Source organism: Microbacterium jepli (assembly GCF_047237905.1).
GTDB lineage: Bacteria > Actinomycetota > Actinomycetes > Actinomycetales > Microbacteriaceae > Microbacterium.
Genome location: NZ_JBDFLW010000005.1, coordinates 2,050,038 through 2,070,831 on the forward strand (window position 1 = coordinate 2,050,038; position 20,794 = coordinate 2,070,831).

Below are 20,794 nucleotides of genomic sequence, written 5' to 3' on the forward strand. Positions count from 1 at the left end.
ACCTTTAACACCGTCCCGTGAGGCGGAGAAGGGAGCGGCGGATGAGCACGCCCTCTGCGGTCCCCGGTGTCGGGACCGCCCGTGTCGTCATGACCGGCGCCGACATCACCCGGGCCCTGACTCGGATTTCGCACGAGATCCTCGAGTCCAACCGCGGCCCCGACGGCCTCGTCATCCTGGGCATCCCCACGCGCGGCGTCACGCTGGCCGAGCGGATCGGGGCCCTGCTGTCGCAGTTCTCCGGCACGCCCGTGCCCACAGGAGCGCTGGACGTGACGATGTACCGCGATGACCTGCACCGTCACCCCACCCGCACGCCGCGGCCGACCCAGATCCCGCCGGGCGGCATCGACGGGCGCACCGTCGTGCTGGTGGACGACGTGCTGTTCTCTGGCCGCAGCATCCGCTCCGCCCTCGACGCCCTGCAGGACATCGGCCGCCCCGCGGCCGTGCGCCTCGCGATCCTCGTCGACCGCGGACACCGCGAGCTGCCCATCCGTCCCGACTTCGTCGGCAAGAACCTCCCGAGCTCGCGCGACGAGCGGGTGAACGTGCGCGTGACCGAGGTCGACGGGGCCGAAGAGGTGACGATCGAGTCATGAGGAACCTCCTGGACACCGCGTCCCTCACGCGGGCGGACGCCATCCGCATCCTCGACGTCGCCGAGGACATGGCCGACACGCAGCAGCGCGAGGTCAAGAAGCTCCCGACCCTCCGCGGCAAGACGGTCGTGAACCTCTTCTTCGAAGATTCCACGCGCACCCGCATCTCCTTCGAGGCCGCGGCGAAGCGCCTCAGCGCCGACGTCATCAACTTCTCGGCGAAGGGGTCCAGCGTCTCGAAGGGCGAGTCGCTGCAGGACACCGCGCAGACCCTGCAGGCCATGGGCGCGGACGCGGTGGTGATTCGCCACGGAGCCTCGGGCGCCCCGCGGACGCTCGCGAGCAGCGGCTGGATCACCGCGGGGGTCGTCAACGCCGGCGACGGCACGCACGAGCATCCGACCCAGGCGCTGCTGGACGCGTTCACGATCCGCAAGCGCCGGTTCGGCGACGACAGCCGCGGCCGCGGCCTCGATGGACTGCGCGTCACGATCGTCGGCGATGTGCTGCACTCCCGCGTCGCGCGCTCGAACGTCTGGCTGCTGACGACGCTCGGCGCATCCGTCACCCTCGTCTCGCCGCCGACGCTCGTCCCGCAGGACGTCTCGGGCTGGCCGGTCACGATCCGCTACGACCTCGACGAGGCCATCGCGCACGAGCCGGACGCGCTCATGGTGCTCCGCATCCAGCTGGAGCGCATGAACGCGGCGTATTTCCCCACTGAACGGGAGTATTCCCGGCGCTGGGGTCTCGACGCCGAACGGTTGGCGGCCCTCGCGCCGGGTAGCATGGTGATGCACCCCGGGCCCATGAACCGGGGGCTGGAGATCTCCGCCGACGCCGCCGATTCCCCGCGATCGACCGTGCTCGAGCAGGTCGCCAACGGCGTCTCGGTGCGCATGGCCGTGCTCTACCTGCTGCTGGCGGGGGAGCGGACCGGCGACGACGACCGCGAGACGAAGGACGACGCACGATGAGCCCCGCTTCCGAGTCCCCGGTCCTCCTGCTCCGCGGCGCGCGCCTCGAGGGAGGCGACGCGGCCGACATCCTCATCGACGGCGGACGGATCGCCGAGGTGGGCTCCGGCCTCAGCCGTGCCGGCGCCACGGTCGTGGACGCCGACGGGCTCGTCGCACTCCCCGGTCTGGTCGATCTGCACACGCACCTCCGCGAACCCGGCTACGAGGCATCCGAGACGATCCTCACCGGTTCCCGGGCCGCCGCCGCGGGCGGCTTCACCGCCGTGTTCGCGATGCCGAACACCTCGCCCGTGGCCGACACCGCCGGCGTGGTGGAGCAGGAGCTGGCCCTCGGCGAGGCCGCCGGGTACGTCACCGTGCAGCCCATCGGCGCCGTGACCGTCGGGCAGAAGGGCGACCGCCTCGCCGAGCTCGGCGCCATGGCGTCGTCGCGAGCCCGCGTGCGGGTCTTCAGCGACGACGGGTTCTGCGTCTTCGACCCGCTGATCATGCGCCGCGCGCTGGAGTACGTGAAGGCGTTCGACGGCGTCGTCGCCCAGCACGCCCAGGACCCGCGACTCACCGAAGGGGCGCAGCTCAACGAGGGCGCCGTCTCGGCCGAGCTCGGACTCGCCGGCTGGCCCGCCGTCGCGGAGGAGTCGATCATCGCCCGCGACGTGCTCCTCGCGCAGCACGTCGGCTCGCGTCTGCACGTGTGCCACCTGTCCACCGCCGGCTCGGTCGACATCATCCGCTGGGCCAAGAAGCGCGGCGTGAACGTCACCGCCGAGGTGACGCCCCACCACCTGCTGCTGACCGACGAGCTGGCGCGCGGGTACGACGCGCGCTTCAAGGTCAATCCGCCGCTGCGACGCGAGGAGGACGTGCTCGCCGTCCGCGAGGGCCTCGCCGACGGAACGATCGACATCGTCGCGACCGATCACGCCCCGCACCCGGCCGAGGCGAAGGCGTGCGAATGGCAGGCGGCAGCCAACGGCATGGTCGGGCTCGAGAGCGCCCTCCGCGTCGTGCAGCTCGCGATGGTCGACACCGGACTGCTGCAGTGGGCGGATGTCGCGCGCGTCCTCTCGCGGACGCCCGCCCGCATCGGTCGACTCGAGAGCCACGGCACGCCGCTCGAGGCCGGTCAGCCCGCCTCGGTGACGCTGTACGACCCGGCGCCGGTGCGGACCTTCTCGGCCGACGACCTGCACGGTCGCAGCCGGAACTCGCCGTACCTCGGTCGCGAGCTGCCCGGCGAGGTGCGCTGGACGATCCACCGCGGCCGCGCGACGGTCGCCGACGGCTTGCTGAAGGATGCCGCGGAGGTGTCCGCGTGAGCCGCGAAGGCGCCCTGCTTGTCACCATCCTGTTCGCGCTCGCGGTCCTGGGCGTGCTCGCCTGGGCGTGGTGGCGCCGCACCCGACGCGACGCGGGCCTGGCCGCACCTGTCGGCGAAGCCCCCGCCGGCGCGCAGGTGCTCGCGGAGTTCTCCGGGCTCTACGTGGCGACGACCGTCCACGACGACCCGCTCGAGCGCCTCGCGATCCGCCGCCTCGGCTTCCGCTCGAAGGCCGATCTGACGGTGACCGACGCCGGCGTCGCCCTCGACCTCACCGGGTCGCCGCGGATCTTCCTCCCCGCCGACCGCCTCACCGGCGTCGGCCAGAGCACCGTGGCGATCGACCGCGTGGTCGAGCGCGACGGCCTGGCCCGCCTGTCGTGGCTCATCGACGACGACCGCATCGTCGACACCTACTTCCGCCCGCAGAACGACTCCGCCCGCGCGATCGTCGACGCGGTGCGCCCCCTGGTTCCCTCGACTCCCACAGGAAGCGACGCATGACCGCCCTGATCACGAAAGACCCCGCCGTCCTCGTCCTCGAAGACGGCACCCGCCACCTCGGACGCGCCTACGGCGCCCGCGGCACGACCCTCGGGGAGGTGGTCTTCTCCACCGGCATGACCGGCTACCAGGAGACCCTGACCGACCCGTCGTACGCCGGTCAGATCGTGCTGCAGACCGCACCGCACATCGGCAACACCGGCATGAACGGCGAAGACGTTGAGTCGCGCCGCATCTGGGTGGCCGGCTACATCGTCCGCGACCCCGCGCGCGTCGTGTCGAACTGGCGCTCCGAGCAGTCGCTCGACGACGCGCTGGACGCCGACGGCATCGTCGGCATCAGCGGCATCGACACCCGTTCGATCACCCGCCACATCCGCTCCGCCGGCAGCATGCGCGGGGGGATCTTCTCGGGGGATGCCGCGGCCCTTCCCGTCGACGAGCAGCTGCGCATCGTGCGCGAGGCGCCGCAGATGGCGGGGCAGAACCTGTCGGCCGAGGTGTCGGTGGACTCCGTGCAGGTCACCCCGGCGACGGGGGAGCGGATCGGCAACCTCGCCGTGCTCGACCTGGGCGTCAAGCAGGCGACGATCGACAACCTCGCCGCCCGCGGCTTCGACGTGCACGTGCTGCCGCAGGACGTCACGATCGACGACATCCGGGCGATCGACCCCGTCGCGGTGTTCTACTCCAACGGACCGGGCGACCCCGCGGCATCCGGCGATCACGTCGAGCTGCTGCGCGCGGTGCTCGATGACCGCCTGCCCTTCTTCGGGATCTGCTTCGGCAACCAGCTGCTCGGACGCGCCCTGGGCCTGGGCACCTACAAGCTGCCGTTCGGCCACCGCGGCATCAACCAGCCGGTGCTCGACAAGACCACCGGCCGGGTGGAGATCACCGCGCACAACCACGGCTTCGCCGTCGAAGCGCCCCTGGAGGGCAGCTTCGAGAGCCCGAACGGCTACGGCGCGGTCGAGGTCAGCCACGTCGGCCTCAACGACCAGGTCGTCGAGGGACTCCGCGCCCTGGACATCCCCGCCTTCTCGGTGCAGTACCACCCCGAGGCGGCGGCCGGTCCGCACGACGCCAACTACCTCTTCGACCGCTTCCGCGACCTCGTCGTGACCACCCTGGAGGAAAAGAAGTAATGCCGAAGCGCGACGACATCCACTCCGTCCTGGTGATCGGCTCCGGCCCGATCGTCATCGGCCAGGCCTGCGAGTTCGACTACTCCGGCACCCAGGCGTGCCGTGTGCTGCGCGAGGAGGGCGTGCGCGTCATCCTCGTCAACTCGAACCCTGCGACGATCATGACCGACCCCGACTTCGCCGACGCGACCTACATCGAGCCCATCAACTGGCAGGTGATCGAGACGATCATCGCCAAGGAGAAGCCCGACGCGATCCTCCCGACGCTGGGCGGTCAGACCGCGCTCAACGCGGCGATCGACCTCCACAAGAACGGCATCCTCGAGAAGTACGACGTCGAGCTCATCGGCGCCGACTTCGAGGCGATCAACCGCGGCGAGGACCGGCAGATCTTCAAGCAGCTCGTGCTGGACGCGGGGGCGGACGTCGCGGCATCCGTCATCTGCCACTCGATGACCGAGCTCATCGAGGGCGCCGAGAAGCTGGGCTACCCCCTCGTCGTGCGCCCCTCGTTCACGATGGGCGGCCTCGGATCGGGCTTCGCCTACGACGAGGACGACCTCCGCCGCATCGGCGGCGCCGGCCTGCACGACTCGCCGACGCACGAGGTTCTGCTCGAGGAGTCCATCCTCGGGTGGAAGGAGTACGAGCTCGAGCTCATGCGCGACACGGCGGACAACACCGTCGTGGTGTGCTCGATCGAGAACGTCGACCCCGTCGGCGTGCACACCGGCGACTCGATCACCGTCGCCCCGGCGCTCACGCTGACCGACCGCGAATACCAGAAGCTGCGCGACATCGGCATCGACATCATCCGCGCCGTGGGCGTGGACACCGGCGGCTGCAACATCCAGTTCGCCGTCGACCCCGCCACCGGCCGCATCATCGTCATCGAGATGAACCCGCGCGTCTCGCGGTCCTCGGCGCTGGCCTCCAAGGCCACGGGCTTTCCGATCGCGAAGATCGCCGCGAAGCTCGCCATCGGCTACCGCCTCGACGAGATCCCCAACGACATCACCGGCGTGACGCCGGCGAGCTTCGAGCCGACGCTCGACTACGTCGTGGTGAAGGTGCCGCGCTTCAACTTCGAGAAGTTCCCGGCCGCCGACACGACCCTGACGACGACCATGAAGTCGGTCGGTGAGGCGATGGCCATCGGCCGCAACTACTCCACCGCCCTCCAGAAGGCGCTGCGCTCGCTCGAGAAGCGCGGATCGAGCTTCCACTGGGGCGAGGAGGACCGCTCGGTCGACGAGCTGCTGCGCATCGCCGCCGTGCCCACCGACGGCCGCATCGTGGTGCTCCAGCAGGCCCTCCGCCTCGGCGCCACCCCGGAGCAGGCCTTCGAGTCGACCAAGATCGACCCCTGGTTCATCGACCAGATCGTGCTCATCAACGAGGTCGCCGACACCGTCCGCGCCGCCGACGAGCTCGACGCCGACACGCTACTGCTGGCCAAGGAGCACGGCTTCAGCGACGTGCAGATCGGGCAGCTGCGGGGCATCCCCGAGACCGAGGTCCGCGGCATCCGCACGGCCATGCGGCTGCGTCCCGTCTACAAGACGGTCGACACGTGCGCGGGGGAGTTCCCGGCGCTGACGCCCTACCACTACTCGAGCTACGACTTCGAGACCGAGGTCACGCCCTCCGACCGCTCGAAGGTGGTGATCATCGGCTCGGGCCCCAACCGCATCGGGCAGGGCGTCGAGTTCGACTACTCCTGCGTGCACGCCTCGTTCGCGCTGGCGGATGCCGGATACGAGACCGTCATGGTCAACTGCAACCCCGAGACCGTCTCGACCGACTACGACACCAGCGACCGGCTGTACTTCGAGCCGCTCACCCTGGAGGACGTGCTCGAGGTGCTCCACGCGGAGTCGCAGTCGGGGGAGATCCTCGGTGTGATCTGCCAGCTGGGCGGCCAGACGCCGCTGGGGCTCGCGAAGGGCATCGAGGAGGCGGGCTACCGCATCCTCGGCACCAGCCCCGCCGCCATCGACCTCGCCGAGGAGCGCGAGCTGTTCTCGCGCCTGCTCGACACCGCCGGGCTCGTCGCCCCGCGCAACGGCACGGCGATCGACGTGGACGGCGCCGTCGCGGTGGCCGAGGAGATCGGCTACCCGGTGCTCGTGCGGCCGAGCTTCGTGCTCGGCGGACGCGGCATGGAGATCGTCTACTCGACCGAGGCGCTGCGCGACTACTTCGTGCGCATCGCCGACCAGGCCATCATCGGCCCCGGCCTGCCGCTCCTGGTCGACCGCTTCCTCGACGACGCGATCGAGATCGACGTCGACGCGCTGTACGACGGCGAGCAGCTCTACATCGGCGGCGTCATGGAGCACCTCGAGGAGGCCGGCATCCACTCCGGCGACTCCAGCTGCACCCTGCCGCCCGTGAGCCTCGGCCGCAGCGACATCGACCGCGTGCGCGAGGCCACAGAGCTCATCGCCGCGGGCGTGGGCGTGCGCGGACTCCTCAACGTGCAGTTCGCCATCAGCGCCGGCGTGCTCTACGTCATCGAGGCGAACCCCCGCGCGAGCCGCACGGTGCCCTTCGTCTCGAAGGCCCTGGGCATCCCGCTCGCGAAGGCCGCCAGCCGCATCATGACCGGTGCGCGCATCGCCGATCTGGTCGCGGAGGGCCTCCTGCCCGAGCGCGACGGCTCGCGCGTGCCGCTGGGCGCACCCGTCGCCGTCAAGGAGGCCGTGCTGCCCTTCAAGCGCTTCCGCACCCGCGAAGGCGACACGGTCGATTCCGTGCTCGGTCCGGAGATGCGCTCCACCGGCGAGGTCATGGGCATCGACCGCGACTTCCCGACCGCGTTCGCCAAGAGCCAGTCGGCGGCGTACGGCGGCATGCCCCTGTCGGGCACCGTGTTCATCTCGGTCGCCGACAGCGACAAGCGCGCCGTCATCCTGCCCGCCCACCGTCTGCAGCAGCTCGGCTTCACGCTGGTCGCGACCGAGGGCACCGCGGAGATCCTCAGCCGCAACGGCATCGACGTGACCGTGGTGAGCAAGTACAGCGAGACGCAGGACAGCGGCGAGCGCAACATCGTCGACCTGATCAACGCGGGGGAGATCGACATCGTCGTGAACACCCCGTCGGGCGGCTCGGCGCGTGCGGACGGCTACGAGATCCGCGCGGCGGCCGTGGCCGGCGACAAGGCGCTGTTCACCACGATGGCCGTGCTCGGTGCGGCGGTGAGCGCGATGGACGCGATGCACGACGGCTTCAAGGTGCGCAGCCTGCAGGAGTACGCGCTGGACCGGGCGGAGCGCGGATGACGACATTCGGGCAGCGCCTGAGCGCCGCACTCGACGAGCACGGTCCGCTCTGCGTCGGGATCGACCCGCATCAGGGCCTGCTGGACTCCTGGAGACTGGATGCCTCGGCCTCCGGTGTGCGGGAGTTCGGGCTGCGCGTGGTCGAGGCCGCCGCCGGGCGTGTCGGGATCGTCAAGCCGCAGGTGGCGTTCTTCGAGCGCTGGGGCTCCGCGGGCTTCGCGGCGCTCGAAGACGTCCAGACGGCCGCGCGCGAGGCCGGGCTGCTCGTGATCGCCGACGCGAAGCGCGGCGACATCGGCACGACGATGGAGGGCTACACGGCCGCCTGGCTCATGCCCGGCGCGCCGCTCGAGGCCGACGCCGTCACGCTCTCGCCCTACCTCGGCCCCGACTCCCTGCACGGAGCGCTCACCGCGGCGCTCCGGCACGGGAAAGGCGCGTTCGTGCTCACCGCGACGAGCAACCCCGAGGCATCCGTCCTCCAGTCCGCCGCCGTCTCCGACGCGGAAGGCGACGGCGAGTCCGTCGCCGAGCGCGTCGCGCGCGACGTCGGCTCGCACAACGTCGGGCTGCCGGGGGCCCTCGGCTCGATCGGCCTGGTCGTCGGCGCGACCGTCGATCGCCGCTCCTACGGTCTGAGCGACGTCGTGCTGGCCGGGACGCCCGTGCTCGCTCCGGGATTCGGGGCGCAGGGCGCCGAGCCGCGCGATCTGAAGCGCCTGTTCGGGTACGTCGCGTCGGGCGTCGTCGCCAACGAGAGCCGCAGCATCCTCGCCGTCGGCCCCGACCGCGTCGCCGCGCGCATTCAGGAGCGCGCCGAGCTGTACCGGGAGGCCCTGCGTGGCTGACGAGACACCCCGACCGGCCACGAGCACGCGGCCTCCCGAGGTCGACCGCGCCGCGGCATCCCGTCGCGCCGTCGCCGCCCGCCGGGAGCGCGCCGCACTCAAGCGCGACGTGACGATGCGCGTCATCGCGCCGCAGGAGCTGCTGCGCCGGGCGCTCGAGCACCCGGAGTCGCCCGCCGGAGCGATGCGCGTCACGGAGTTCCTCACCGCGATCCCCGCGATCGGCGAGGGCAAGCGCGACCGCATCCTGACCCAGCTCGCCATCTCGCCGGTCAAGCGCCTCGGCGGCCTCGGCATCCGCCAGCGCGACGCCCTGCTGCACTTCCTCGACGAGCGGATGCCGCAGCCCGCCCCCCGCGAGGGCCGCAGCAACCTCGTGGTGCTGGCCGGACCCACCGCCGTCGGCAAGGGGACGGTGGCCGCGCACATCCGCGAGCACCACCCGGAGATCCTGCTGTCGGTGTCGGCGACGACGCGCGCGCCGCGCCCCGGGGAGGTCGACGGCGAGCACTACTACTTCGTCGACGACGCCGAGTTCGACCGCATGGTCGCGGACGGCGAGCTGCTCGAGCACGCCACGGTGCACAACCGGTTCCGATACGGCACACCGCGCGGTCCGATCGACGCCGCGCTCGCCGAGGGACGCACGGTGCTGCTGGAGATCGACCTGCAGGGCGCCCGCCAGGTGCTCGCGGCCGAGCCGAGCGCGACGCTGGTGTTCCTCCTCCCCCCGAGCTGGGACGAGCTCGTCCACCGTCTCGTCGGCCGGGGGACCGAAGACGCGGAGGAGCGCGCCCGGCGCCTGCGCACCGCGAAGGTGGAGCTCGCCGCTCAGGGGGAGTTCGACTACCGCGTGGTGAACGACGACGTGGCGCGAGCCGCGGCCGAGGTCGTGTCGCTCGCGGGCTGAGCTGCGCGGGGTGTTCTCCGAGGGCGTCGTCGTCGGCGGCGTCGTGCCGTCTGAGCGCAGGATCGCGCGTGAGCGAAGGACCGAATCGGGGCATCTCATCCTTTCCTCACGCGAGACCCTCTGCTCGACCGCGTCGTCACCGGCCTGAGCGGGCCTGGTCCCGGCGGTGGAACCCCTGGGCGACGGCTCGCATGATCACGTCCTGCACAGCTGGCCAGTCGTCGACGACCTGGTGGTAGCCCACGCGGACGACGCGGTATCCCATGAGCAGGAGCTGCGCGTCGTGACGGACGTCCTGCTCGCGCTGCGCCCCCACATGCGTGCCTCCGTCGATCTGGAGGACGAGCCGGTCACCGATCAGGAAGTCCACCCGGCGGCCGGCGATCAAGGCCTGCGGAACGATGCGGACCCGCATCCATGCGAGCCTCATCGGGACGAATGTCTCAAGACCCGAATCGGCGAACGGATTCGCCTGCTCGAGCAGCCTGAGCGCTCTTCTCGGCAGAGGGAGACCGCGGAGGACGAGCGGATCGACCAGGCGCTTGTTCAGCGCCGACTCCCACACTGCCAGCGCCGCCTCGAACGGCTGACACATCGCGACGTTCACGAGCGTGTTCTCGAGCGCATCGAACAGAGCATCCGGATGCCGCGGCACGAGCGGGCGACGCCAGTGCACGACAGATCCCGGGTCGAGCTGGGGCGTCGCGGAGTGCACGTGCGCCGCGACGTGAAGGCCCGACGGCGACAGCACCCACAGCCCGCGTCGCCGCGCGTCCGTGACGCAGGTGATGAGCACCCCGCGCGCAGCCGCCTGGGCGGCGAGAAGATCCGCGTCGGCCGCGGCGACCCACGTGCGGCGGATCCTCGACAGCGTCCCGTCCCGCACGAGCTCGGCGATGACGTGCGGGCTGTGACCGTCGCGCACGAGCCGCTGCCGGCGCACGACGCCCCCGCCCGCGCGCACGGCGACGAGAACGGCCGAGCGGCGGGAGTCTTTCAGAGAGTGCACGGTCGAACTCTGCCGCCGCGCGCCGGCCCGGGGCCGCAGCATCCCCGAATTCGCCGTCCCGGCGCCGAGAACTGAGCCTGGGGAGGAACCGTGACCGGCCGGAAGCGCGACCGAGCGCAGGATCTTGCATGAGAAGAGGACGGATGCCGCGGGTGCGGTCCTGCGCCCGCGCCAGATCCTGCGTTCAAGCAGACGATCAAGGCGTCGGCACGGGGAGGGCGGGCTCGCAACCGGGACGCGCTAGAATGGGGAAATTGCGTGCCTGCGCCTCGCGCGGCCGCTCATCGACACCGAACCAGGAGGTTCCCATGGCCGGAACGAATCAGGGCATCATCGACCCGCCCATCGACAGCCTGCTCGACAAGGTCGACTCCAAGTACCAGCTCGTGATCTACGCATCCAAGCGCGCGCGTCAGATCAACGACTACTACTCCGACCTGCACGAGGGGAACCTCTTCGACAACGTGGGCCCGCTCGTGGACTCCACCGTCGAGGACAAGCCCCTCACCATCGCGATGCACGAGATCCACGAGGACAAGCTGCGCCTGCGCAGCGCCGAGTGAGTCGACCCCTTTTGTGACGGACCGTTGCGGTCCGTCCTGATGCCCCGGACGGCTGTCGGCTGTCCGGGGCATACTCGTGCCCACCCCCGTTCCGACCTGGAGACCCGATGACCGAGCTGCGTCTGTTCACCTCCGAATCCGTCACCGAGGGGCATCCCGACAAGATCTGCGACCAGATCTCCGACAGCATCCTCGACGCGATCCTCACCGAGGACCCGAACGGACGCGTCGCGGTCGAGACCCTCGTCACCACCGGCCTCGTGCACGTCGCGGGGGAGGTCTCCACGTCGGCCTACGTCGAGATCCCGGCGATCGTCCGCTCTGTGGTGAACCGCATCGGCTACACCTCCAGCGACACCGGCTTCGACGGCGACTCGTGCGGGGTGAGCGTGTCGATCGGCGCGCAGTCCTCCGACATCGCCGCCGGCGTCGACCGCGCATTCGAGCGGCGCGAGGGCGGCTCCGTCGACCCCCGCGACGAGCAGGGCGCCGGCGACCAGGGCATCATGTTCGGCTACGCCACCACCGAGACGCCGCAGCTCATGCCGATGGCCGCGTGGACCGCGCACCGGATGGCCGAGCGCCTCGCCGAGGTGCGCCGCAGCGGCGAGCTGCCGTTCCTGCGGCCGGACGGGAAGACGCAGGTGACCCTCGGGTACGAGGGCGCGATCCCGCGCACCGTGGAGTCGGTGGTGCTGTCGACCCAGCATCAGCCCGACATCTCGCAGAAGGCCCTCCGCGCGGCCGTGCGGGCCGAGGTCATCGAACCCGTGCTCGAAGCCACCGGGCTCGAGCACGGCGACGTCAAGTTCTACATCAACCCCGCCGGGCCCTTCGTCATCGGCGGACCCAAGGGCGATGCCGGCCTGACCGGCCGGAAGATCATCATCGACACCTACGGCGGCGCGGCGCGCCACGGCGGCGGCGCGTTCAGCGGCAAGGACCCGTCGAAGGTCGACCGCTCCGCGGCGTACGCCATGCGCTGGGTCGCGAAGAACGCCGTCGCGGCCGGCCTCGCCGAGCGCGTCGAGGTGCAGGTCGCCTACGCGATCGGCAAGGCCAAGCCCGTCGGCATCTATGTCGAGACGTTCGGCACCGGCACTGTGTCGGACGAGGTCATCACCGCCGCGATCCGCGACGTCTTCGACCTGCGCCCGAAGGCCATCATCGACAGCCTCGACCTGCTGCGTCCGATCTACGCGAAGACCGCGGCCTACGGGCACTTCGGCCGCGAGCTCGACGAGTTCACCTGGGAGCGACTCGACCGCGTCGACGAGCTGCGCGCCGCCGCCGGCCTGTGACGCCACCGCCGGAGCCGACGGACGGCGGGCGGATCCCCGACATCCCGGCGACCGCTCCGGCGCCGCCCGCCGGCACCCGACGCCGTGTCGCGCGCGTGCTCCTGGACTCGCCGCTGCCGCAGCTCGACCGGCTGTTCGACTACGCGGTGCCCGCACAGTGGCACGCGGATGCCGCACCCGGCGTCCGCGTGAAGGTGCCGCTGCGCTCGGCCGGGCGCACGGTCGAGGGCTTCATCGTCGAGCTCGCCGACGAGGAGCCGAGCGACCGGCCGCTGTCGGAGCTCGACACCGTCGTCTCACCGATGCCCGTGCTCACGCCCGGCCTCTACCGCCTCGCACGCCGTGCGGCCGATCGGGCCGCCGGCGGAGCATCCGACATCCTCCGCCTCGCCATCCCCAAGCGCATGGTCCGCGTCGAGAAAGTCTGGACGGCGGCGGCCCCGCCCGCCGTCCCCGTCATCGCGCCCGACACGCAGGCGTGGGCCGACGACGTGCTCGGCGTCTTCCCGCGGCTCGCACCCGCCCTGGCCGCGAACGAGCGGGTGGCGGTGGACGCCCCGCCGCACACCGGGCCGGCCGCGCGCCGGCCGACCGAGGGCGAAGAACCCGTTGAGGTCGGCGCCTGGGCGCATCTGCTCGTCGCGGCGGCCGCCCGCACGCTCGCCGACGGCCGCAGCGCCATCATCGTCGTGCCCGACCACCGCGATCAGGCGCAGGTGCAGCACGTCATCGACGCGCAGGGACTGACGGATGCCGCGGTGCCCGTCGACGCGCGCCGCAGCGGCCCCGAGCGCTACGCCTCGTTCCTGCGCACGCTCGCCGCCGCGCCCTGCATCGTCGTCGGCAACCGCTCGGCCGTCTACGCCCCCGTCGCGCGGCTCGGGCTCATCGCGATGTGGGACGACGGCGACGCCCTGCTCGCCGAGCCGCTCAGCCCCGGGGTGCACGCGCGCGACGCCGCGCTCATCCGACAGGAGCTCGACGACTGCGCGCTGCTGTTCGCCGGCCACACGCGCTCCGCCGACGTCGAGCGGCTGGTCGGACTGGGCTGGGTGCACGAGGTGACCTCCGCCCGGCGCGAGTCGCCGCGCGTGGTGCTGAGCGCCACGCGCGAGGGGGAAGCGCGCTCCGCCCGCGTGCCGTCCGCCGCCTTCGCCTCCGCGCGCGAAGCGCTCGCCCTCGGCCCCGTGCTCGTGCAGGTGTCGCGTCCGGGCTACGCCCCCGTGCTGGTCTGCGCGGAGTGCCGCAAGCCGGCGCGCTGCCTGCACTGCGCCGGGCCGCTGCACGCCACACGGCCGGGAGCGGTCCCCGAGTGCGGCTGGTGCGGTCGCGCCGCCGTCGGGTGGCACTGCATCCACTGCGAGTCCACACGCGTGCGCATGGCCTCGTCCGGAAGCGAGCGCACCGCCGACGAGCTGGGCCGTGCGTTCCCCGGCGTGCGGGTCATCGTCGCCGACGGTCAGCACCCGGTCACGCAGGTCGACGCGCGTCCGGCGCTGGTGGTGGCCACCCGCGGGGCCGAGCCCCTCGCCGTCGGCGGCTACCGCGCCGTCGTGCTGCTGGACGGCGACCGGATGCTGATGGCCGACGATCTGCGCATCGGCGAGGCATGCCTGCGCTGGTGGTCCAATGCCGCCGCCCTCGCCGCGCCCGGGGCGCCCGTGCACCTCGTCGGTGTCACGGGCGGCGTCGCGCGCGCCCTCGCGACCTGGACGCAGCCCGCCTACGCGCGCGCGGAGCTCGCCGACCGCGCACCGCTGCGGATGCCGCCGTCGGTGCGGGTCGCCGCCGTCGAGGGCACGGTCGCCGCGGTCGACACCGCGCTCGCCACGCTGCGCACCGACGTGCCCGCTCTCGACGACGAGGCGGTGCTCGGCCCGCTCACGGGGCCCGCCGACACCGACGGCCCCGCCTCCCGCGCCTTCGTCCGCTTCGACTACTCCCACGGCGGCGCCGTCACCGCAAGCCTCCGCGCCTCCGTCGTCGCGGAGGCCCTGCGCTCGCGCCGCCCGGTGAAAGGGCGCCCGCCCGGACCCCGCAATACACTCAGAGTCCGGGTCGACGTGCCCGACCTCGACCTGTGAGGAACCCGTCCATGCGTCTCGTCTTCGCCGGCACCCCCGATGCCGCCGTCCCCTCCCTGCGCGCCCTCGCTGCCTCCGCGCACGTCGTCGTCGGCGTCGTCACGCGCAGCGACGCGCCGCTCGGCCGCAAGCGCGTCCTGACCCCGTCGCCCGTCGCGCAGGCCGCGGAGGAGCTGGGTCTGCCGGTCATCAAGGCCGACCGATTGGATGCCGCGGCCACCGCCGCGATCACCGCCCTGGAGCCGGAGCTCGGCGTGATCGTCGCCTACGGCGGACTGGTCCGCGAGCCCCTCCTGTCGGCCCCCGACCACGGCTGGATCAATCTCCACTTCTCGCTGCTCCCGGCCTGGCGTGGCGCCGCGCCCGTGCAGCGCGCGCTCATCGCCGGCGACCGCGTCACCGGCGCGAGCGTGTTCCAGCTCGTGCCCGAACTGGACGCGGGCGACGTATACGGCGAGCTGCAGCATCCGATCGCCGACGGCACCACGGCCGGCGACCTTCTGGCAGCACTGTCCGTCTCCGGCGCGACGCTGCTGGAGGAGGTGGTCGACGCGATCGCGGCGGGCACCGCCACCGCCATGCCGCAGCAGGGCGAGCCCACTCTCGCGCCCAAGCTGGTGCTGGAGGACGGCCGCATCCCCTGGACCGACGACGCCGAGGCCGTGCTCGCGCGGATCCACGGCGTCACCCCCGAGCCGGGCGCGTGGACGATCCTGGACGGCGCCCGTCTCAAGGTGCACCGCGCCCGACGCCAGCAGGTCGCGGAGGTGCTCCCACCCGGGCGCTTCGCCGCACCGGGGGGCGATGTGCTCGTCGGCACCGGCACCGACCCCGTGGTGCTCGAGACCGTGCAGCCGGCCGGTCGCGGCACGATGTCGGCGGCGGACTGGTGGCGGGGCCTGCGGATCGAGTCGCTGGAGGCGGACGCGTGAGCGCCGTCCAGCCGGCACGGATCGTCGCATACGAGACCCTGCGTGCGGTGCACGAGTCGGATGCCTACGCCAACCTGCTGCTCCCGCGTGCGATCGAGCGCGCGCGACTGAACACCGCCGACGCGGGTCTCGCGACGGAGCTGACGTACGGCACCCTGCGCCGCCAGGGCACCTATGACGCGATCATCACCGTCGCCGCCGACCGCGCCGCCGCCGACATCGATCCGCCGGTGCGCGACGCCCTGCGCCTCGGCGTGCATCAGCTGCTCTCGACCCGCGTCGCCTCGCACGCGGCCGTCAACGAGTCGGTGCAGCTGGCACGGGATGCCGCGGGCCGGGGCGCGGCGGGATTCGTCAACGCCGTGCTCCGCCGCGTGTCCCGCGACACCCCGGAGGAGTGGATGGCCCGCGTCGAGCAGCAGGCCCGCTCCGATGACGAGCGCCTCGGACTCGTCACGTCCCACCCGGTGTGGGTGGTGCGCGCCTTCCGTCGCGCGCTGGCCGCCGAGGGCCGGGCCGACGAGCTGGCCGCCCTGCTGGAGTCCGACAACGCCTCGCCGAGCGTCACGATGGCCGCCCTGCCGGGACTCGCCGAGCCGCCGGCCGACGCGCGCCGCACGCCGTTCTCGCCCATCGGATTCCGGCTCGGCGGCGGAGACCCGGAGGGCGCGATCGTCGCCTCCGAGGGCCGTGTGCGGGTGCAGGACGAGGGCTCGCAGCTGGCCGCCCTCGCCCTCAGCCGCGCCGTGCCGGTGCGCGACGGCGAGCGCTGGCTCGACCTGTGCGCCGGCCCCGGCGGCAAGACCGCGATCCTGGCCGCGGAGGCCCTCGCGGGCGGCGCGCACCTCGACGCCAACGAGATCTCCCCGACCCGCGCCGGACTGGTGCGCCGGTCCATCGCCGGGGTGCCCGGCGAGGTCGACGTCCGGGAGGAGGACGGCCGCGCGCTGGCGTCCGAGAACCCGGGCCGCTACGACCGCATCCTCGTGGACGCCCCGTGCACGGGGCTGGGGGCGCTGCGGCGTCGCCCCGAGGCGCGCTGGCGCAAGTCGCCCGCCGACGTGCCGGAGCTGACGCAGCTGCAGCGCGAGCTGCTGGAATCGGCCGTCGTGGCCCTCCGGCCGGGTGGCATCGTCGCCTACGTGACGTGCTCGCCGCATCTCGCCGAGACGGCCGGCGTGGTCGCCGAGGTGCGCCGCGCGTTCGGCGACCGACTCGAGGAGCTCGACACCCGCGAGGTGCTCCGCCGCGTCGCCCAGCGCGACATCGACCTGCCGGAGCCGGTCCGCTCGCCGGGGGAGACCGGAGCCCCCTCCGGCCGGGCGCAGCTGTGGCCGCACCGCCACGGCACCGACGCGATGTCGATCACCCTCCTGCGCCGGCGCTGAGACGGCCGCGACCATAATGGAGCCGTGACCCCCTCCGACGCGGCCGGCGCCAGCGACATGCGCATCAACCCCAGCATCCTCGCGGCGGATTTCGTGAACATGCAGTCCGAACTGGCGCGCATAGCCTCCGCGGACTTCGTGCACGTCGACGTCATGGACAACCACTTCGTGCCGAACCTCACGTTCGGTCCGCAGATGGTCGAGCGCATCCAGGCCACCAGCCCGGTGCCGCTGGACGTGCACCTGATGATCGAGGACCCCGAGCGCTGGGCCCCCGGCTACGCCGAGCTCGGCGCGGCATCCGTCACGTTCCATCTCGAGGCCTCGACCGAGCCGGTCTCGCTCGCCCGGCGCCTCCGGTCGATCGGGGCCCGCGCGGGCGTCGCCATCAAGCCCGACACCCCGGTCGAGTCGCTCTTCGAGGTGCTCAACGAGTTCGACCAGATCCTCATCATGACCGTCGAGCCCGGCTTCGGCGGCCAGTCGTTCCGCCACGACACCGTCCCGAAGATCGCCGCGCTGTCGGCCGAGGCCCGCCGGCGCGGCAGCAGCGTCTGGCTGCAGGTCGACGGGGGAGTGAGCGCCTCGACGCTGGAGCACGCCGCGCGGGCGGGCGCCGACACGTTCGTCGCCGGATCCGCGGTCTTCGGCGCCGACGACCCCGACGAGGCCATCGCGACGCTGCGGGCCCTCGCGCACCGTCACTCCCACGCCCACCGCTGAACCGCCCGTCACCGTGAGCACGGCGATGCCCGGTACCCTGGCAGGGTGAAGACGTTCGACTCCCTGTTCGCCGAGCTCACCGCGAAGGCGGCCGAGCGACCCGAGGGGTCGAAGACCATCGCCGAGCTCGACGCCGGCGTCCACGCCATCGGCAAGAAGGTCGTCGAAGAGGCCGCCGAGGTCTGGATGGCCGCGGAGTACGAGCCCGACGAGGCCGCGGCGGAGGAGATCTCCCAGCTGCTGTACCACCTGCAGGTGCTCATGCTCGCGAAGGGGCTGTCGCTGGAGGATGTCTACCGACATCTGTGAGCGCGCCTCCACCGCCCCGCCCACGACCCTGAAAGCCCCTCCCATGCTGCGTATCGCCGTGCCCAACAAGGGCTCGCTCGCCGAGACCGCGACCGAGATGCTCGCCGAAGCCGGCTACGTCGGCCGCCGCGACCCCAAAGACCTGCACGTCATCGACCCGGTCAACGAGGTCGAGTTCTTCTACCTGCGCCCGAAGGACATCGCCACCTACGTCGGCTCGGGCGCGCTGGACGTCGGCATCACCGGCCGTGACCTTCTCAAGGACGCGCGGATGCCGGGGGCACAGGAGGTCGAGGCGCTCGGCTTCGGCGGCTCGACGTTCCGCTTCGCGGGCCGGCCCGGTCGCTTCTCCGATCTCGCCGACCTCGACGGCGTGCGCGTGGCGACCTCCTACCCGGGGCTCGTCGACGCCTTCCTCGACGCGCACGGCGTCGCGGTCGACCTCGTGCCGCTGGACGGCGCCGTCGAGTCGGCCGTCCAGCTCGGCGTCGCCGACGCGGTGGCCGACGTGGTCTCCACCGGGACGACCCTGCGCCAGGCCGGCCTGGAGATCTTCGGTCCCGTGATCCTGCAGTCCGAGGCCGTCCTCATCACCGGCCCGTCGCCGGCCGAGGGCGCGGACACCCTGCTCCGCCGTCTCCGCGGCATCATGGTGGCCCGCCGCTACGTGATGGTCGACTACGACCTCCCCGCCGACCTCGTCGACGCGGCGGTCGCCATCGCCGGCGGCGTGGAGTCGCCCACGATCTCGCCGCTGCGCGACCCCGCCTGGGTCGCCGTGCGCGTCATGGTCGCCCGCGGCGAGGTCAACCAGGTCATGGACGCCCTCTACGCGCTCGGCGCCCGGGCCATCCTCGTCACGGCGATCCACAACGCGAGGCTGTAGCGATGAGCCTCGCCTGCCGCGTCATCCCGTGCCTGGACGTCGCCGCCGGTCGCGTGGTGAAGGGCGTCAACTTCCAGAACCTCCGCGACATGGGCGACCCCGTCGAGCTCGCCCGCCTGTACTTCGAGCAGGGCGCCGACGAGCTGACCTTCCTCGACGTCACCGCGACCGTCCAAGCGCGCGACACGACCTACGACGTCGTGCGGCGCACCGCTGAGCAGGTCTTCATCCCGCTCACGGTCGGCGGCGGTGTGCGCAGCGCCGAGGACGTCGCGCGGCTGCTGGCCGTCGGCGCCGACAAGGCCGGCGTGAACTCGGCGGCGATCGCCCGGCCCGCGCTCATCGACGAGATCGCCGACCGCTTCGGCGCGCAGGTGCTGGTGCTGTCGCTCGACGTGAAGCGCTCCGACACCACCCCCTCCGGCTTCGTCGTCACCACGCACGGCGGACGCACCGAGACGACCCTCGACGCCCTCGCGTGGGCGCGGGAGGCCATCGAGCGCGGTGCGGGGGAGCTGCTGGTCAACTCCATCGACGCCGACGGCACGAAGGAGGGCTTCGACCTCGAGCTCGTCGGCCTCATGCGCGAGATCTCCCACGCGCCCGTGATCGCCTCCGGCGGCGCGGGCGCCGTGACGGACTTCGCCCCCGCCATCCGGGCCGGCGCGGACGCGGTGCTCGCGGCATCCGTCTTCCACTCCGGGCAGCTCACCATCGGCGACGTCAAGGCCGCCATGATCGCCGACGGACTGGACGTGCGCGCATGAGCGACACCGTGGAGGAGCGCATCGCGCGCGTCACCTTCGACGACCGCGGACTCGTCGCCGCCGTCATCCAGCAGTGGGACACGCGCGAGGTGCACATGCTCGGCTGGATGGACGCGGAGGCGCTCCGTCGCACCCTCACCAGCGGTCGCGTGACCTTCTGGTCGCGCTCGCGCCAGGAGTACTGGCGCAAGGGCGACACCTCCGGGCACATCCAGCTCGTACGCGGCGCGCGCCTCGACTGCGACGGCGACACCGTGCTGGTCGAGGTCGAGCAGGTGGGTGCGGCGTGCCACACCGGCGACCGCACGTGCTTCGACGCCGACGACCTGCAGCCCGTCGAGGGGCCTCAGCCGTGATTACCCGCGCACGGCTCCTAGCGGTCGTCGCCACGGCGCTGGTCGGCGCGCTCGGCGTGATCTCCTCCACGCAGACCTGGCTCACCGTCACCCTCGCCGACGGCGCCGAGCACCAGCTTCCCGTGGCGGGTGCGGCCGCCGTGCCGGTGCTGGCGCCCCTGTGCCTGGCGGTGCTCGCCCTCGGCGGCGCTCTCTCGATCGCGGGAGTGGTGCTGCGTCACGTCTTCGGCGCGCTCACGGTGCTCATCGCGGTGGCCCTCGCCGTCGTGACCGTGCCGGTGGCGTTCACGCTGCCCTCATCGGCTGTCGCCTCCACCGTCACCACCGCCACGGGCATCACCGGCGCCGACGCGGTGGCGGAGCTCGTCGAGTCCATCGCCCCGTCGCCGTGGCCCTACATCACGGTGCTGCTGTCCGCGCTCCTGCTCGCGGTCGGGGTGTTCGTCCTCCTCACCGCGCGACGGTGGCGGGGGAGTGGACGCCGTTACGAGGCGGAGGATGCCGCGTCCGCTCCGGCGCGGCCGCGAGACGCCGTCGACAGCTGGGACGACCTCTCCCGCGGCACGGATCCGACGGGATGACCCCGCTAGACTGGACAGGCGTGCGGCATGCCGCGCGGGCAACGATCCCCCTCGGAGGAAACCCATGAGCAACTCCATCGCCGACCCGGGCCACGGACACTCCCCGGCCGCCTGGACGGCCGTGATCATCATGCTCGTCGCCATCGCGATCGGCACCCTGTTCTTCGTCCTGGACATCCCGGCCGTCGTCTGGGCCTCCGCCGGTCTGGTCGTCGTGGGCCTGCTCGTCGGCTGGATCATGAAGCGCGCCGGCTACGGCGCCGGGGGTTCCAAGACCGTTCCGAAAGAGCACTGA

General features: G+C 72.3%; 21 protein-coding genes. 20 read left to right on the forward strand and 1 reads right to left on the reverse strand.

Translation table 11 applies throughout. The features are described from left to right. The first annotated feature begins 41 nt into the window (after nucleotides 1-41). The 8 genes from pyrR to gmk are packed head-to-tail and all read left to right on the forward strand — an operon-like array spanning nucleotide 42 to nucleotide 9,600. Nucleotides 42-602, forward strand: a complete 561-nt coding sequence (pyrR, locus tag ABC304_RS13995) for a bifunctional pyr operon transcriptional regulator/uracil phosphoribosyltransferase PyrR (RefSeq protein ID WP_412931508.1) — start codon at nucleotides 42-44, stop codon at nucleotides 600-602. Further along, on the forward strand, nucleotides 599-1,579 hold the full coding sequence (locus ABC304_RS14000; RefSeq protein ID WP_412931510.1) for an aspartate carbamoyltransferase catalytic subunit: 981 nt from the start codon (nucleotides 599-601) through the stop codon (nucleotides 1,577-1,579). The genes pyrR and ABC304_RS14000 overlap by 4 nt, the downstream gene beginning before the upstream one ends. Beyond that, entirely contained in the window at nucleotides 1,576-2,901 is a 1,326-nt protein-coding gene (locus ABC304_RS14005; RefSeq protein WP_412931512.1) for a dihydroorotase, read from the forward strand. Before ABC304_RS14000 ends, ABC304_RS14005 begins: the two co-directional genes overlap by 4 nt. Then, entirely contained in the window at nucleotides 2,898-3,407 is a 510-nt protein-coding gene (locus tag ABC304_RS14010) for a PH-like domain-containing protein (RefSeq protein WP_412931513.1), read from the forward strand. Before ABC304_RS14005 ends, ABC304_RS14010 begins: the two co-directional genes overlap by 4 nt. Further along, nucleotides 3,404-4,555 carry a glutamine-hydrolyzing carbamoyl-phosphate synthase small subunit gene (carA, locus tag ABC304_RS14015; protein WP_412931515.1) on the forward strand — a complete coding sequence of 384 codons (1,152 nt, stop codon included), beginning with the start codon at nucleotides 3,404-3,406 and terminating at the stop codon, nucleotides 4,553-4,555. Before ABC304_RS14010 ends, carA begins: the two co-directional genes overlap by 4 nt. Then, on the forward strand, nucleotides 4,555-7,842 hold the full coding sequence (carB, locus tag ABC304_RS14020; RefSeq protein ID WP_412931517.1) for a carbamoyl-phosphate synthase large subunit: 3,288 nt from the start codon (nucleotides 4,555-4,557) through the stop codon (nucleotides 7,840-7,842). Before carA ends, carB begins: the two co-directional genes overlap by 1 nt. Further along, nucleotides 7,839-8,690, forward strand: a complete 852-nt coding sequence (gene pyrF, locus ABC304_RS14025) for an orotidine-5'-phosphate decarboxylase (RefSeq protein WP_412931518.1) — start codon at nucleotides 7,839-7,841, stop codon at nucleotides 8,688-8,690. The genes carB and pyrF overlap by 4 nt, the downstream gene beginning before the upstream one ends. After that, on the forward strand, nucleotides 8,683-9,600 hold the full coding sequence (gene gmk / locus ABC304_RS14030; protein WP_412931519.1) for a guanylate kinase: 918 nt from the start codon (nucleotides 8,683-8,685) through the stop codon (nucleotides 9,598-9,600). Before pyrF ends, gmk begins: the two co-directional genes overlap by 8 nt. A gap of 136 nt (nucleotides 9,601-9,736) precedes the next feature. Here gmk and ABC304_RS14035 read toward each other — a convergent pair whose 3' ends face one another. After that, nucleotides 9,737-10,609: an endonuclease domain-containing protein gene (locus ABC304_RS14035; RefSeq protein ID WP_412931520.1), complete on the reverse strand. Its 873-nt coding sequence runs from the start codon at nucleotides 10,607-10,609 to the stop codon at nucleotides 9,737-9,739. A 308-nt stretch (nucleotides 10,610-10,917) separates the two neighbouring features. Here ABC304_RS14035 and rpoZ point away from each other — a divergent pair, with 308 nt between their 5' ends. From rpoZ to ABC304_RS14095, 12 genes are all read left to right on the forward strand, one after another. Next, nucleotides 10,918-11,172 (forward strand): DNA-directed RNA polymerase subunit omega, encoded by a 255-nt coding sequence (gene rpoZ / locus ABC304_RS14040; protein ID WP_127095418.1) that lies wholly within the window; start codon nucleotides 10,918-10,920, stop codon nucleotides 11,170-11,172. Nucleotides 11,173-11,279: 107 nt separating this feature from the next. Continuing rightward, nucleotides 11,280-12,473 carry a methionine adenosyltransferase gene (metK, locus tag ABC304_RS14045; RefSeq protein ID WP_412931522.1) on the forward strand — a complete coding sequence of 398 codons (1,194 nt, stop codon included), beginning with the start codon at nucleotides 11,280-11,282 and terminating at the stop codon, nucleotides 12,471-12,473. A 41-nt stretch (nucleotides 12,474-12,514) separates the two neighbouring features. Further along, the gene (locus tag ABC304_RS14050) at nucleotides 12,515-14,557 is read left to right on the forward strand and encodes a primosomal protein N' family DNA-binding protein (RefSeq protein WP_412932955.1); all 2,043 of its coding nucleotides are present in this window, start codon (nucleotides 12,515-12,517) and stop codon (nucleotides 14,555-14,557) included. Between the two features lie 11 nt (nucleotides 14,558-14,568). After that, on the forward strand, nucleotides 14,569-15,489 hold the full coding sequence (gene fmt, locus ABC304_RS14055) for a methionyl-tRNA formyltransferase (RefSeq protein WP_412931524.1): 921 nt from the start codon (nucleotides 14,569-14,571) through the stop codon (nucleotides 15,487-15,489). After that, nucleotides 15,486-16,877, forward strand: a complete 1,392-nt coding sequence (locus ABC304_RS14060; protein WP_412931526.1) for an RsmB/NOP family class I SAM-dependent RNA methyltransferase — start codon at nucleotides 15,486-15,488, stop codon at nucleotides 16,875-16,877. The genes fmt and ABC304_RS14060 overlap by 4 nt, the downstream gene beginning before the upstream one ends. A gap of 57 nt (nucleotides 16,878-16,934) precedes the next feature. Beyond that, on the forward strand, nucleotides 16,935-17,600 hold the full coding sequence (gene rpe, locus ABC304_RS14065) for a ribulose-phosphate 3-epimerase (protein WP_412932957.1): 666 nt from the start codon (nucleotides 16,935-16,937) through the stop codon (nucleotides 17,598-17,600). A 45-nt stretch (nucleotides 17,601-17,645) separates the two neighbouring features. Further along, a complete protein-coding gene (locus ABC304_RS14070; RefSeq protein ID WP_412931528.1) occupies nucleotides 17,646-17,909 on the forward strand; it encodes a phosphoribosyl-ATP diphosphatase in 264 nt (87 codons plus the stop codon). A gap of 43 nt (nucleotides 17,910-17,952) precedes the next feature. Continuing rightward, nucleotides 17,953-18,795, forward strand: coding sequence for an ATP phosphoribosyltransferase (gene hisG / locus ABC304_RS14075; RefSeq protein WP_412931529.1), 843 nt, complete (start codon nucleotides 17,953-17,955; stop codon nucleotides 18,793-18,795). A gap of 2 nt (nucleotides 18,796-18,797) precedes the next feature. Then, a complete protein-coding gene (gene hisF / locus ABC304_RS14080) occupies nucleotides 18,798-19,562 on the forward strand; it encodes an imidazole glycerol phosphate synthase subunit HisF (RefSeq protein ID WP_412931530.1) in 765 nt (254 codons plus the stop codon). Beyond that, nucleotides 19,559-19,918 carry a phosphoribosyl-AMP cyclohydrolase gene (hisI, locus tag ABC304_RS14085; protein ID WP_412931531.1) on the forward strand — a complete coding sequence of 120 codons (360 nt, stop codon included), beginning with the start codon at nucleotides 19,559-19,561 and terminating at the stop codon, nucleotides 19,916-19,918. Before hisF ends, hisI begins: the two co-directional genes overlap by 4 nt. Further along, a complete protein-coding gene (locus tag ABC304_RS14090; protein ID WP_412931532.1) occupies nucleotides 19,915-20,499 on the forward strand; it encodes a Trp biosynthesis-associated membrane protein in 585 nt (194 codons plus the stop codon). The genes hisI and ABC304_RS14090 overlap by 4 nt, the downstream gene beginning before the upstream one ends. Before the next feature lie 64 nt (nucleotides 20,500-20,563). After that, on the forward strand, nucleotides 20,564-20,794 hold the full coding sequence (locus tag ABC304_RS14095; RefSeq protein ID WP_127095409.1) for a DUF6704 family protein: 231 nt from the start codon (nucleotides 20,564-20,566) through the stop codon (nucleotides 20,792-20,794).